Here is a 13,246-nt window from a genome sequence, read left to right on the forward strand (position 1 = left end):
AGGTATTAACATTTAGAAATTAATCTCAAGAAGTGAATTACTTACAATTTCACTCAACCCTGACTCACCGGACCTTTCCAACAACTCTTCTACTGTTACCATTGCGGATTCTCTATAGTTCATTCTTAAATTTAATTACTTCGCTTCTATTACCTGGTACATATACTTCAACCTCATCAGTTGCATAAAGCTTTAAATATAAATAAAGGTTAATTTGTAAGTTTTTTACTTCTTGTCTGTATGGCCCTGGATCATCAGCTAGCACATCATGAAGGAGGCTTGATATTTGTCCAAACCCTAAATCTCGATCACTTTTGTTGTTTTTGATTTGTTTTTTTATCCACTGATAAGCTTTGCTTTGTTTGAATATTTTTTCCGCATCAGCATAGTTATCTTTTATATTTTCGATTTGAGCGAAAGAAAGTGATGGATTTAGCATGTATTCGTTAACCATTTTACCTGGTTGGCCTAACGGAAAATCTGATACAAATAACTCAGAAGAATTAGATAAAATTTCTTCTGGCCAGAGTACTGGTAATTGCTGATCTGTGTTCGAATTTAATTCCTTTAAAAAAGCATCCATTCTATCTAGTGTAACCAAAGTTAATGGAATTGCAGATTCAGCTATTTTAGTAATAAATATTTTTGATGCTTCACTAGCCTCAACACGGCTACAAGATTCTAGATTACTATTATTAACAATAGCTAAACCTTTCCCTGTTAAATTTGCACTACCATTGAATATTATCTCTTGATCAATTTGATAAATTTTCGCATGTAAATTGGATAAAGCTTTTACACTAAAACCATTATTAATACATTCGCGTAGTGCATTTATGTCACTTGCACCTTGAGCAAAATCATTAGGAGTAAAGCGGCCAATTAGTTCGACTTTCGGTTTGTTATGATAAGTCAAACGGCTCAACCAGCTTGTAGCTGGTTGAGTCATAAATGCTGAAATAATTGTGAGCTCTTTGCAATTAGGTAGAAGACGCTCTAACTGCATTGTAAGATCACTATTTGAGATCAAATTAGACATTAGAAATCATCCGTATTTTCATCTGATGGTTCTTCTAAAAACTCACTAATAACTAAACCCCATTCACGCCTAATCGAGTTCAAATAATTATGACGTTTCTCATCAGTAGTTTCATTCATAACACGGGCGAAACCTGCGATTGTTGTTTGCAATACCTCAAGCTCATCAGGACCTAATTTAGTAACTAATTTTTTATAAAAAACATGATTTGTATTAAGTAATACGAGAGTTAAACCTTTACTTGTTGATACATCAAAAAAAGCTTCTGAATCACGTGCGACATCTTCAATAAGAAATCGGTTTCCTGTCAGAATTAATCTTTCGGCTTTTTCCTCTGCTTCTTCTTGAGTCATACCACCAGTTGTTTTCAAGTGCTCTACAACATCTTCTTTATTCAATTCAATTTCTGAATTTTCATTTGTTTTATGTCCGGTTCTTTCGCGTACTGCAGAGCCTTGAGTAGCCTTCGACGCTGCACCTTCTGATACCGTTTTTGGATCATCGCCCTTCGTTGCTTTGCCTTCTACATTAATTGATTCAAGTGCTTTGGTTAGAGCGGACACTTGTTTTTTTATTACTGTAACAACTTTTAGTACCTGTAAAAGTGAATCTGAATTCTCTTCTAGATCACGCAAGTATTCTTGTTCAGAATCAAATCCCGCTTGACTAGAAATTGTTTTCATTTCATAAGGAATTAGTCTTACAGCATCTTGTTTGTTGTTAGTTACACCAAAAACAGAATCTAAATTAGGAGGAAAAGACACTTCTATGCCAATAAATCTACCTTTGCTTTCGCGCAATGCTGACGTTAAAAATGAGTCTCGAATAACAAGTTCTCTATTAGCTCTTACAATTGAAACACCGACATTTTTACTACAATGTTTCCCCCAAACAGTCCCACCAAGTTTACCTACAGTCTCTTTCAAAATGTAATTGGAGATATTTCTTTTTACCATAGATGTTGTAATCGTAACGTCATCACGTTTAGGATCTCCATTATCATCTAAATACTCAACGGAGATAATCTCCTGGTCCATTTGTTCAAAAAAAGCTTCATTTTTATAATGGCCAGGCAATTCAGATAGTGAAGTATTTTTCTTGAGGTACATAGGATCATTTGCTTTAAAAGTATCACGATCCCATACATCCAATCTATCAATACCTGCTTTTCTATATGTAATGCTTTCAATCTTAATATTTTCATCACTTATGAAATTACGATACATACGGCCAACAAGGTGCTCACAATGGCGATAAATTGATTTACCTGTTTTCCAGCTTAATCGATCAAGTTTAGACCAAATAATTAATGTACCAGAATCAGGTCTTTTACTAAAAAAAGCTTTTTCATATTGAATTGGGATTGCTAATTCTTTTGGTTCTGGAATGGTTTCAAGTGAACCACTTTTCATCTCGTCAACATCAAGATAGGTATAATGTGGATTGCCACCACCTTGCCAACTCCATACCTCAACTCGTTTGCACTGAGAGATAGAAGAATTCGGTAGACCCATACCAAATTTTCCCATACCAGCACTATCTTTTCTATGACTTCCACCACCGAATTGCATTGCAATTCGAAGGGTGTCAATATCCATGCCAACACCATTATCCCATAGCGAGATTTCTGTGACACTATAGTTCTTACGTTCACTATGCTGAGTTTCAATAAATCCTACTTCAACTCTTGTAGCCGTCGCCTGCAAACTATTATCGATTAATTCGGCAAGTGCATAAGCTGTATTGTTGTATCCGTTGTCCCGTAAAGACTCAATCACGGTTTCTGCACTTAAAAATCTATTACTCATCTTGTTCTTCCTTATCTACCCACATATCGTTCCAATAGCTAAACGCAATACTTACGCTTTGGAATTCTGGGATATTGTCCATGACTGTATAAATGTTGCACTCTTTATTGCCACCACTTTTATACCCCCTCATGGCACGTCCCGCCATTTGAAGATATTGAACAAGAGAGTTCATAGGCTTAGCTATAATAGTAACGTTTGTCTTTGGTGCATCAAAACCAGCAGTTAATACATTAAAGTTAACAAGCACCTGAATAGCACCACTTTTATATTGTTGAATTTTTGCTCGTCGACTTTCTGTTGTGTCATTTTTACTGTCTATTGAAGCAGCCTTCACGCCTTTGTAGGCAAGAGCTGACGCTAGATTGATGCCATGCTCCACGGTGCATGCAAAGACTATTATTTGTGCACCATTATTACATTCGTCAATTATGGTTTGAATAATTTGTCTATTACGACTCATGTTATTTGCTAGTGTTTTCATGGTTTCAATACCGCCAGCATCTCTTAATTCATAAGCAGAGATAGCTGATGAATCATAATTTAGTGATTTAAAATTGGCTTTGGCTAAATAACCTTTATCGACTAAATAATCAATAGGTGACAAATATCCTGAAATTCTCATTGAAACTTTATTATTATTAAAAAAATTTGATAAACGTTCGTCTTCCTCCGATAGGCCATCGGCAGAATAACTACGTCCTGGTGTAGCTGTTAATCCTAATAAGTTTGCATGGAAGTTTTCATCACCAATAAAATCATCTACCACTTCTTGAAACTTTGGGGCTATGGCCTTATGTGCTTCATCAAAAATTACCAAGGTCACCTTTTTACATAATTCTTTGTATAATAGTTTTAACTGTCGAGAGTCGTTTTTTCGTAAACTTAAAAACTTGTGCAGTCCAGCCACAACAAAGCCTGAATCAATACCTCCTAAACTTTCATCGGAATTGGAATAAAATCCATATAACGTCGTAGCTCTATTCCCAAGAGATTGCCATGCCGTTGAAAATTCAGCATAAGCTTGTGAACAAAGCTCTTCTCTATCAGCTAACCATAAAACAACATGTTTATTAGATTGCCGTAAGTGTTCAGCAGCAATATTCATTGCCGTTCTTGTTTTTCCTGAACCCGTAGGCAAATGAAGAAGAACGCGTTTATGATTGTTATCAAACTCATTAAGCACTTGATTTGATATGTCTTGTTGATAGGGATATAGAGGATAATTGGGTTCTATTCGAGAAATATTTGTGAAATCTACATTTTGTTGAAGTCGACTCTGATAAACGTCAGACAAGCCAATTTTTTGGGCGAATTCAAATTGGTTTTGTTCAGCCCAGCTAATCGCTGCATCATAGTATTTAGGTGTTATTTGAGTAGGTGTGACATTAAAATCTGGGAATAAATCTAGTAATAAATTGGGGGATAACCTCTCAATCAATTTTTTACGCAGCTTATCATCAAAAACAAAATCGATTTGCTTTACATTTGCAACTACTGTAGCAAGACTTTTTTTATTGTAATTTGCATTTTCATTTATCTGGTTGTCTATCTCATCTAAATCAAGCGCAAATCGAATCGACTCTTTAGGCAAAAAACTTAACAGTTCGTCTTCTGAAAAGTTTGATAAAATCTTACTTAGCATTACAATCCTTTATTCTTCGGCAGCTAGCTGCTAAATCAATTCCTTGTCGATTAAAACAAGATCCCTTATAACAAAAAAACAACATAATTGTTCATTGTATTCATGAATTTACCGTATTGACTAGTTTACTACAATAAAAAAAAATATTTTAAAAAATGCACTGTACAAATGAACAGTCTTTAGGATAAAGTTCTTTCGTTATTTTGAAAATCAGGCTAGTATCGCCTCTGGACAATTTCTCCAGAGGCACTAATAAGCGATGAAAGCTAAGTTTACAGGTCATGACACTTTCCCTCTGCGCTATGGATGGCTATTCAAGGCAGTTAATCATTTGAATTCAAATGGTAAATTCTCAAGTTCTGATGAAGACAGCATTCGTCAATCGATAGTCGAACTTGGTGTTGGTAAAAATATGGTTAAAGCTATTCAGTATTGGGCTGAAGCTTCTAACGTGATTCATTCTGAACGATCAAATAATTCATTTACTCATTCTGTGTCACAAAATGGCGAATATCTTTTTGGTGGTGAAAGCTTAGAGGATGGAAGAGACCCTTACCTAGAACTGCCTGGCTCAATTTGGTTAGTTCATTTCTGGTTAAATTTTAATGTTGAACATTTGACGGCTTACCGTTACTTTTTTAATTTCGCAAATGTGCAACATTTTGAAAAAACAAAGCTCATCGCTGATTGTTTTGAAGATGCAAAAAAACTCGTTGATAGTGAGCTGGGTAATATTTCTACTATAAAGAAAGATATTGACTGCTTTTTGAATACCTATAGTAAAAAGCTCAAAGCTACTCCATCGAAAAAAAGTATCAACATAGATGAAGACCATTTTATTTCACCTTTGTCTGAATTAAATTTGATACAAGATAACGGTGGCGGTTTTTACATTAGTAACCTCGCTGAACGTCCTGAACTGCCGATCGAAATATTTACTTATGCCCTGCTTGAGTTTTTTAAAACTGAAACTGTAGATTCTAAAGTCAGCACTGTTGATTTCGACTCATTATTGAGTAAACCCTGCTCACCCGGTCGGATATTCCGGTTGTCTGAATCAGGATTAGGTCAAAAACTCGATGAAGTTCAGGGCTTTACTGACAACAATATTTCATGGGTCGATTCATTAGGATTAAGGCAAGTCAACGTTTCTGAATATGCAAAGACCAATAGCACTCACTATTTGAATCAATATTATGGCACTAAAAATGACTGAATCACTCATAACTATCAACCAACGTTATAAAAGCTCTACCCGTATTGATGGTGATAGCGAAGATTTACGGTCCTTTATTGACGATTTTATTCTTCATGGTACCGCCGTTAATGTGCTTGATACCGTCAGTCGCGAATACGATGCTAATGCACAAAGGGTATATACCATTACAGGGCCTTATGGTTCAGGTAAATCTACAGTCGCGTTGTTTTTATCATGTTTATTGTCTACTGATACTAAGTTACGCGATTACGCTACCGAAAAGTTACAATCATCGCCGATCCTCTCGTCCGAATTTCAGAAACGATTTGCAATCAACATTGGTTGGAAAACAGTTAAGCATGTTTGTGGTTTAGAATCGCCAGCAAACAGTATTTTACTAAGTTTGTATATTGCACTTGGTATAACTCACGATGTGAATAAAATTACAGACTTAAATGATGATGAATGTCTTTCTGAAATTAAACAGGTTCTTTCTTCAACGCAAAGCAATGGTGATGGCGTATTAATCTTACTAGATGAAATGGGTAAGGCTTTAGATTATCAATCACGCGCTAATAAAGATTTGCATTTATTTCAAGCATTAGCTGACGTAGTACAACAAGCTAGTCGTCCTGTGTTGATGATAGGTTTCTTACATCAAGCGTTTTCTGATTACGCTAAAAATAAAGATGCAAAAACGCAGCAAGAATGGAGCAAAGTTCAGGGACGCTATCGAGATCTAAGTTTTAATCCATCAATTGACGAATCATTAATCCTCGTTGGTGACTCCATAACTCGCTCAGCTGAAATTTCATCAAAAATAGAAAACAAGTATGCAAAGTTAGTCAATGCTGTCAGTAGTGCTTTCGCTAGTCAACATCGAAATGTTGATGCATTAACCAATACTCTACCACTTGATCCTATTGTTAGTTTACTTCTAGGTCCTGTTTCAAGACGCCGTTTTTCACAAAATGAGCGTAGCTTATTCGGTTTTCTCGCATCACATGAGAAGTATGGTTTTCGTGAGTTTCTAGAAGATAACTATACACAACCTCAAGATGACCTAGTTTTATACAGGCCAGAAATGTATTGGGATTACCTTCACCATAATTTGCATCACTTAATTGTGACATCGCATGATAGTAAAGCATGGTTGGAAGGTTGTGATGCTATATATCGTGCGGAGCAAAAAGGTAGTGATCTTCATGTTTCAATAACGAAAGTTATTGCACTATTAACTATTTTTGGATTTCATCATCAGCTTCATGCAAAGAAAGATTTCATAAAACACTATTTTGTGTCTCGTGGGTTTAAAAATAGTGAAATTGTTGCTGCATTAGATGATTTACAAACATGGACTGTCATTATTTACCGACAGAAACATGATGCTTTATTTGTTTTCCAAGGTAGTGATATCGATATCAACACATTGATAAGTGAGCGTGTCGAAGCAGTTAGTCAAGGTGTTGATTGGACAACGGTTTGTGATTTGCCGCAAAATATATTAGCGACGGCACACTATCACAAAACTGGCACGATGAGATGGGCAACAACTAAGCTCATCAATAAAGTCGAAAAATCTTTACTTGAACAGCTCAATACTGAACCGAAAACAGGCGAGGCTTTCCTTACGTTTGTTTTATCGGTATCACCCGCTGTGACGCAAATGTTTAAAGAAATTGCATCAAATCCAGAAAAATTAGGTCATTGCGTTATCGGTGAGTATGACGATTTTAGTATTCTACAAACAGCGGCCATTGAGCTGATCGCACTTAAGCAAATCCTTAAAGATGAGCAGAAAATTACACATGACTTGATCGCCAAGAACGAGTTAGAAAACCGCATCATCTTTGCACAACAAAATGTAGAAAAAGAACTGCAACATATCTACAAAAATGCACAGTGGACGCATTGGAATAATCCATTACCCCCCTCATCTCCTCTGACTTCATTGGCGTCTGTAATTGCAGAAGAAATCTATCACAAAGCACCAATTGTAATTAATGAGTTAGTTAACCGCTCTAAACCTTCTGGTAGTGCAAACAGTGCAATTCGTAAATTGATGAATGCAATGTTTGTAAATGGGGACCAAAAAGATTTAGGCTTCGATGAAAATAGCTTCCCTCCAGAGAAAGGCTTATATCTATCGTGTTTAAAGAGCAAGGGTTGGCATAATTATACTCCTGAGGGTTATTTATTTCCCAAAACATGGAGTAAAGAAACCATAGATGCTAATCCAAAGATGTATGCACTTTGGCAAGATGGTTTTGCTTTTATAAAAAAGAATTCAACCACAGCACATGTATCCATCGCACAATTATATGAACGTTGGATGTTGCCACCTTTTGGCTTAACAACTGGGCTTTGTCGCATCTATGGATTAGCGCTGTTAAAGTCACTTGAAGGACAAATCGCTTTTTATGATTGGGATTCTACTAATCAGTTTATTTTTATTCCTGAATTAGATGAGGAATTGGTTAATAAAATCTATAAGCACCCACATGAAGCTGCGGTACGATATTTTGAAATATCAGATATTCAGAGTCATTTGTTAGATAATTTAGCTCAAGCTACAATTGGAAATACTAAGACTGACAGTGCTATTTTGAATATAGCAAAACACATTGTTGGAATAGTCCATAAGCTACCATCTTGGGTTAAAAAAACTAGTGGAGAGAGCTTTAGTGGTAGCCAACAAAATGGATTAACTAAAGAAGCAAGAGACTTTAGAAACAAAGTCATTGGCGCTAGCGATCCTTTTAAACTTATCTTAGAAGATTTGCCTGCTGTGTTTGGTTTTGACAAAAACGACCCTGCTTTAGAAGATCAATTGGGTTATAAACTGAGAACTGCAATTGAAGATTTAAGCGCTCAAAATGATATTTTATATAATGGATTCAAACAAATAATCATTGAGACGTTAGGTGAAGAATTTAATAACAATCTCAAAACACGTTGTAAATTTGTTGAGGGCATAGCCAAGCGACCTAATGTCAAAGAGCTCGCTAAACGAATAGGTCAGTGCATTAATAATCCGAGTAAATTTGAATTTGTTATTAATCTTGCAACGGGTGCTCCTGAACGAAATTGGACCGACAAACATCTGCGTAACGGCTTAGATGAACTGCAAAATTTATGTGTTCAATTCAGACGTATTGAGTCATTTGGTAATTTACAAACCAAAGGTAGTTCAAAACCTCTGGCATTCATCACTACCAATAGTGAAGGTAAGCATCAAGAATTTGGTGGATTTATACAGTACGATTTAGAAATGGATAGCGACGTTTTGCAAGTTGTAGAAAAAATAAAGTCGTCTTTCTCTGATTTATCTAAAGAGAAACAATTGGCCGCTTTAACTAACATGCTAACAAATTTGATGGAACAAAGTGAAAGCGTAACAGAGGTTGTTAATGACTGAAAAAGTTAAACATGTTCTAGGGTTGTCTGGCGGCAAAGACAGTAGCGCCTTAGCATTATTTGTCAAAGAAACGTATCCCGAATTAGAAGTTGAATACTTCTTTACTGATACCGGCTACGAGCTACCAGAAACCAACGAGTTTATTGATAAACTTGAAGAAAAACTGGGTTATATTCACCGTTTAAATGCACGATCATTAAACAATATTGAAGGTCGTGGCGAAAAAGACTTTGCACACTTGCTAAAAGAGCACGGTAACTACCTGCCCTCACAACGTGATCGCTGGTGTACCGTGCAAATGAAACTAAAACCATTTGAGCAATGGTTAGATAGTTTTATTAAAGACGGTTATAAGATTAAAAACTACGTCGGAATTCGAGCTGACGAGCCTGAAAGAACGGGATACATGACCATAGAGAAACCTATTGAGTCTGTATTCCCTTTCAGAAAACATGGCATTGTTAGAAGTGATATTGAAAATATCCTTCAACGTAATGGGTTAGATCTTCCTGAATATTACAAGTGGCGTTCACGTTCGGGTTGTACTTTTTGCTTCTATCAGCGAAAAATTGAATGGGTAAAGCTGATGGAAAAGCACCCTACTTTATTTGAAGAAGCGAAAGCTTTTGAGAAAGGTGATGATAGTAATAGTACTACCGGTGAGCGCTTTTATTGGATGGGCCAAGGTCAACCTCTTGAAACTTTAGAAGATCCAGAAGTACAAAAACGCATCATTGAAAACCATGAGAAAAAAGTTGCTCGTTTTAATAAAAAGAAACGTAGCAATGCTTTGTTAGGTGATTTTGGTGGTGTATGTGATTTTGGGGAACTAGACGACATATACGATGAAGCCGAAGGTGGTGGAGCTTGTGTCACCTGCTACAAATAAATAAAAAGCGACTATCTAGTCGCTTTTTTTACAGCTTTAATAAATGTATCTATTTGTTCAAACGTCACATCAAGTGGAAAACTAAGTCTAATAGTATCTTCAGCTTGTTCACGCGTTAAACCTAAAGATGTTAATACATGTGAAGCTTCGATTTCTTTTGAAGAACAAGCTGAGCCTTGTGCTAGGCTAAGTTTTTGATCATTATCGCGGATCATTAACGCTACGTTGGTATTCAATAATGTTAAGGATAAACAATGAGGTAAGATTTTAGTTCGACCATTTATTTTAAAGCCAATCCCTTCATTAGTGAGCCCTTCAATTAAGTACTCTTTTGTGCACATTTCAGAAAACAATTGGTAATATTTCGGGAAAAAATCAATAGCGGTGCCATAACCGATAATCAACGGCGCAGCAATTGTTCCTCCTCTTAAGCCTTGCTCTTGACCAGCGCCATGAATAACCGGCAAAAGCTTTCTATGGCGTAAATCTCGTATGTAGATCGCACCAATGCCTTTTGGACCACCGACTTTGTGAGCGGAAAATGACATGACATCTATATTAAGATCATCGACATCGATCTCTGTTTTGCCATAACTCTGCGCTGCATCTGAGTGGAATATAACTTTGTTTTCAGAACACAATTTACCAATTTCACCAATCGGATTAATTGTTCCTAATTCATTATTAACGTGCATGATTGACACTAGAGCCGTTTTTTCGTTAATAGCATCCTTGACATCATTTGGACAAATAATGCCATCCACATTAGGTTTAATATAAGTGACTTCAAAACCAATCGATTTAAAATAATCACATATCGCTAATACACACTTGTGCTCAATTGTGGAGGTGATTATATGGTTTTTGCCTGCAGGGATGTCACCACTTAACAGTAAGCTTTTAAAAGCGATGTTATTTGATTCTGTTGCGCCACTGGTAAACACAATTTCACTTGGGTAAGCACCGATTGAATCCGCTAGTTTTTCTCTTACTTGATCAATTTCCTTCTGGACAATAGACCCCATCAAATGACTGGATGCTGAATTTGCATAAAATGTCTCAAACGCATTCATCAGAGAAATTTTAACTTCAGGCAATAGAGGATATGAGGCTGCGGTATCAAAGTAGATCATAAGAGTATTTATCGGTAAATTATTTGTTTAAATATTATCACATGTTGAACTCTAGGATTATGAAAAATTTAATAAAACATACCAATCTACCAGCATAATTTTGGTGTTTATTATATTGAAAAACCATCATCCGCTTTGCTTATAAAACTATATACCTAAAGGTTCAAAATATTCCATCATCGCTTGATATATTTCATGGCAGCGCTGCGCGCCAGAATAAGCGTCATGTTTAACAAGTGCCGAGTCAATGGTGCTTTTGACTAAGTATGGATTGGAGATACTGGCATAATCCTGCGAATACATTTCAATGCAGGCTTCAACCAAAATACGCGTGCCATCATTTAGGTAGGTTTGCCAAAGTAATGGCAGCGTTTATGTTTATCGAGTGAGATGGAGCGACGCACATAGTCGTGCGGTTCTTTGCAGTGGCAACTCTATGAATGGCGGTAAGAATCGAATTAGAGATGGTGATTTATTGTTATTAGAACGCGTTACACCCATTAAACTGCCCTTTATTACTTTCTGCTAATACAAATTGATACACAAATTATTACGTGTAACGTTAACAAGTTGTTAATATGCTTTGTAAAATCGAGTCTTTATCGCTCGTATGCTTTTTAAGCTATGTGCAAACAGACGTTTAAGCAGAGAAAGGGCTGGCTATACCTAGTGCTATTCCTAGTGCTATTCCTAGTACGATGCAAAATAAACAATGTCGGCTCCTAACAATAACAACCAAGGATTTTTACAAATGGCCTCGCCTTTAAAAAATAATAAAATTAATGCGATTAAGATCGCCCTTAGCCTAAGCTTAGGAGCCTCGGTTCTTTGCCCTGCTTTTGCCCAAGACACGCTGATCTTAGCCGATGCTTATATCGACGTTGCTAAAGGTAAAAGTGTTAATGATGCTGCGATTATCGTATCAGACAATCAAATAATTAAGGTTACCACCGCTGCAAACATCACCAATAAAGCCGATTACAACTTGGTCGATCTCAAGGGTAAAACGCTGGTGCCTGGGGTAATGGATATGCACGTGCATTTATCTGGCGATGCTGAAGATAACTTTTTAGAGTCGATGAATTATTCAGTGCCAAGACAAACCGTTAAAGCGGTTAAAAATGCCCAGAAAACCTTACTTGCAGGCTTTACCACAGTGCGAGACTTAGGCGCATCGGGTTATTCCGTCATTGCTACTCGCGATGGAATAGATGCTGGCGAAATTCCTGGGCCACGCATTTGGGCTGTAGGACATGCAATTGGCATTACCGGCGGACATTGCGATGATAACTTCCCCGCACCAGAAGCCCACGCTAAAGCTCAAGGTGTTGCCGACGGCCCTTGGGAAGTACGCACTAAAGTACGTGAAAACATTAAATATGGTGCCAATGCGATTAAAGTCTGTGCTACTGGCGGGGTATTTTCTAAAGGCACCCAAGTTGGCGCCCAGCAAATGACCTATGAAGAGCTCAAATCTGCAGTGGATGAAGCCCATCTGCGCGGCCTTGTTATCGCCGCACATGCCCATGGTACTAGCGGCATTAAAGATGCGATACGCGCGGGTATCGACAGCATTGAACATTGTAGTTTTATGGATGATGAAGCCATTAACATGGCATTGAAAGCGGGCACTTATTTGTCTTGCGATATTTACAACACTGAATACACCCTCGCCTTTGGCGCGGCCAATGGCGTACCAGAAGCCAATATCAATAAAGAAAAACAAGTGTCACAAGCCCAGCGTGACAGCTTTAGAAAAGCCGTTAAGGCCGGCGCCAAGATGGTGTTTGGTTCAGATGCGGCTATTTATCCCCATGGAGACAATGGTAAACAGTTTTCACGCATGGTGACCTTTGGTATGACGCCTATTCAAGCCCTGCAGGCCGCGACGGTAAATAGTGCCGCACTGCTAAAACAAGATAATGTAGGCCAGATCAAAGCGGGTTTCTTGGCCGACATTATCGCCGTAGACGGCAATCCGCTGGATAACATCAGCTTAATGGAAAACGTCACCTTTGTGATGAAAGACGGCGTGGTTTATAAAAAACAGTAAACCATTAGCTAACAGGCCATTCTTTATAAACAATGAGTTTTGAGCAATTAGTTTTGAGCAATT

9 protein-coding genes are annotated in these 13,246 nt (G+C 37.2%); 4 read left to right on the forward strand and 5 right to left on the reverse strand.

Features of this window, described 5'->3' with window-relative positions; translation table 11 throughout:
• Window positions 1-112: 112 nt before the first annotated feature.
• Genes AAEZ00_RS01450 through AAEZ00_RS01460 form a run of 3 tightly spaced genes read right to left on the reverse strand, consistent with a single transcriptional unit; the run spans window position 113 to window position 4,492 of the window.
• Window positions 113-1,039: a phospholipase D family protein gene (locus AAEZ00_RS01450; protein ID WP_351074990.1), complete on the reverse strand. Its 927-nt coding sequence runs from the start codon at window positions 1,037-1,039 to the stop codon at window positions 113-115.
• On the reverse strand, window positions 1,039-2,847 hold the full coding sequence (locus AAEZ00_RS01455) for an ATP-binding protein (RefSeq protein WP_351074992.1): 1,809 nt from the start codon (window positions 2,845-2,847) through the stop codon (window positions 1,039-1,041). The genes AAEZ00_RS01450 and AAEZ00_RS01455 overlap by 1 nt, the downstream gene beginning before the upstream one ends.
• Window positions 2,840-4,492, reverse strand: a complete 1,653-nt coding sequence (locus AAEZ00_RS01460; protein ID WP_351074994.1) for a DEAD/DEAH box helicase — start codon at window positions 4,490-4,492, stop codon at window positions 2,840-2,842. The genes AAEZ00_RS01455 and AAEZ00_RS01460 overlap by 8 nt, the downstream gene beginning before the upstream one ends.
• 259 nt (window positions 4,493-4,751) lie before the next feature.
• Here AAEZ00_RS01460 and AAEZ00_RS01465 point away from each other — a divergent pair, with 259 nt between their 5' ends.
• Genes AAEZ00_RS01465 through AAEZ00_RS01475 form a run of 3 tightly spaced genes read left to right on the forward strand, consistent with a single transcriptional unit; the run spans window position 4,752 to window position 9,997 of the window.
• Entirely contained in the window at window positions 4,752-5,708 is a 957-nt protein-coding gene (locus AAEZ00_RS01465) for a DUF4007 family protein (RefSeq protein WP_351074996.1), read from the forward strand.
• Entirely contained in the window at window positions 5,701-9,108 is a 3,408-nt protein-coding gene (locus AAEZ00_RS01470; protein WP_351074998.1) for a DEAD/DEAH box helicase family protein, read from the forward strand. The genes AAEZ00_RS01465 and AAEZ00_RS01470 overlap by 8 nt, the downstream gene beginning before the upstream one ends.
• Window positions 9,101-9,997 (forward strand): phosphoadenosine phosphosulfate reductase family protein, encoded by an 897-nt coding sequence (locus AAEZ00_RS01475; protein WP_351075000.1) that lies wholly within the window; start codon window positions 9,101-9,103, stop codon window positions 9,995-9,997. The genes AAEZ00_RS01470 and AAEZ00_RS01475 overlap by 8 nt, the downstream gene beginning before the upstream one ends.
• 11 nt (window positions 9,998-10,008) lie before the next feature.
• On the opposite strand, the gene AAEZ00_RS01480 is transcribed toward AAEZ00_RS01475, so the two are convergent.
• Both AAEZ00_RS01480 and AAEZ00_RS01485 read right to left on the reverse strand, forming a co-directional pair.
• On the reverse strand, window positions 10,009-11,130 hold the full coding sequence (locus AAEZ00_RS01480) for a cysteine desulfurase family protein (protein WP_351075002.1): 1,122 nt from the start codon (window positions 11,128-11,130) through the stop codon (window positions 10,009-10,011).
• A 147-nt stretch (window positions 11,131-11,277) separates the two neighbouring features.
• On the reverse strand, window positions 11,278-11,454 hold the full coding sequence (locus AAEZ00_RS01485) for an LPD1 domain-containing protein (protein WP_351088125.1): 177 nt from the start codon (window positions 11,452-11,454) through the stop codon (window positions 11,278-11,280).
• Between the two features lie 427 nt (window positions 11,455-11,881).
• Between AAEZ00_RS01485 and AAEZ00_RS01490 the strand changes: the two genes are divergently transcribed.
• Window positions 11,882-13,183, forward strand: a complete 1,302-nt coding sequence (locus AAEZ00_RS01490) for a Xaa-Pro dipeptidase (protein WP_351088127.1) — start codon at window positions 11,882-11,884, stop codon at window positions 13,181-13,183.
• The last annotated feature ends 63 nt before the right edge of the window (window positions 13,184-13,246 follow it).

It is taken from the genome of Shewanella sp. S1-49-MNA-CIBAN-0167 (assembly GCF_040310145.1).
GTDB lineage: Bacteria > Pseudomonadota > Gammaproteobacteria > Enterobacterales > Shewanellaceae > Shewanella > Shewanella psychromarinicola.

Bases quoted from the DNA above. Each gene is read 5' to 3' on its own strand.
- AAEZ00_RS01470 (WP_351074998.1), top strand. From the start codon at position 5,701: ATGACTGAATCACTCATAACTATCAACCAACGTTATAAAAGCTCTACC.
- AAEZ00_RS01475 (WP_351075000.1), top strand. From the start codon at position 9,101: ATGACTGAAAAAGTTAAACATGTTCTAGGGTTGTCTGGCGGCAAAGAC.
- AAEZ00_RS01460 (WP_351074994.1), bottom strand. From the start codon at position 4,492: ATGCTAAGTAAGATTTTATCAAACTTTTCAGAAGACGAACTGTTAAGT.
- AAEZ00_RS01455 (WP_351074992.1), bottom strand. From the start codon at position 2,847: ATGAGTAATAGATTTTTAAGTGCAGAAACCGTGATTGAGTCTTTACGG.
- AAEZ00_RS01465 (WP_351074996.1), top strand. From the start codon at position 4,752: ATGAAAGCTAAGTTTACAGGTCATGACACTTTCCCTCTGCGCTATGGA.
- AAEZ00_RS01450 (WP_351074990.1), bottom strand. From the start codon at position 1,039: ATGTCTAATTTGATCTCAAATAGTGATCTTACAATGCAGTTAGAGCGT.
- AAEZ00_RS01490 (WP_351088127.1), top strand. From the start codon at position 11,882: ATGGCCTCGCCTTTAAAAAATAATAAAATTAATGCGATTAAGATCGCC.
- AAEZ00_RS01480 (WP_351075002.1), bottom strand. From the start codon at position 11,130: ATGATCTACTTTGATACCGCAGCCTCATATCCTCTATTGCCTGAAGTT.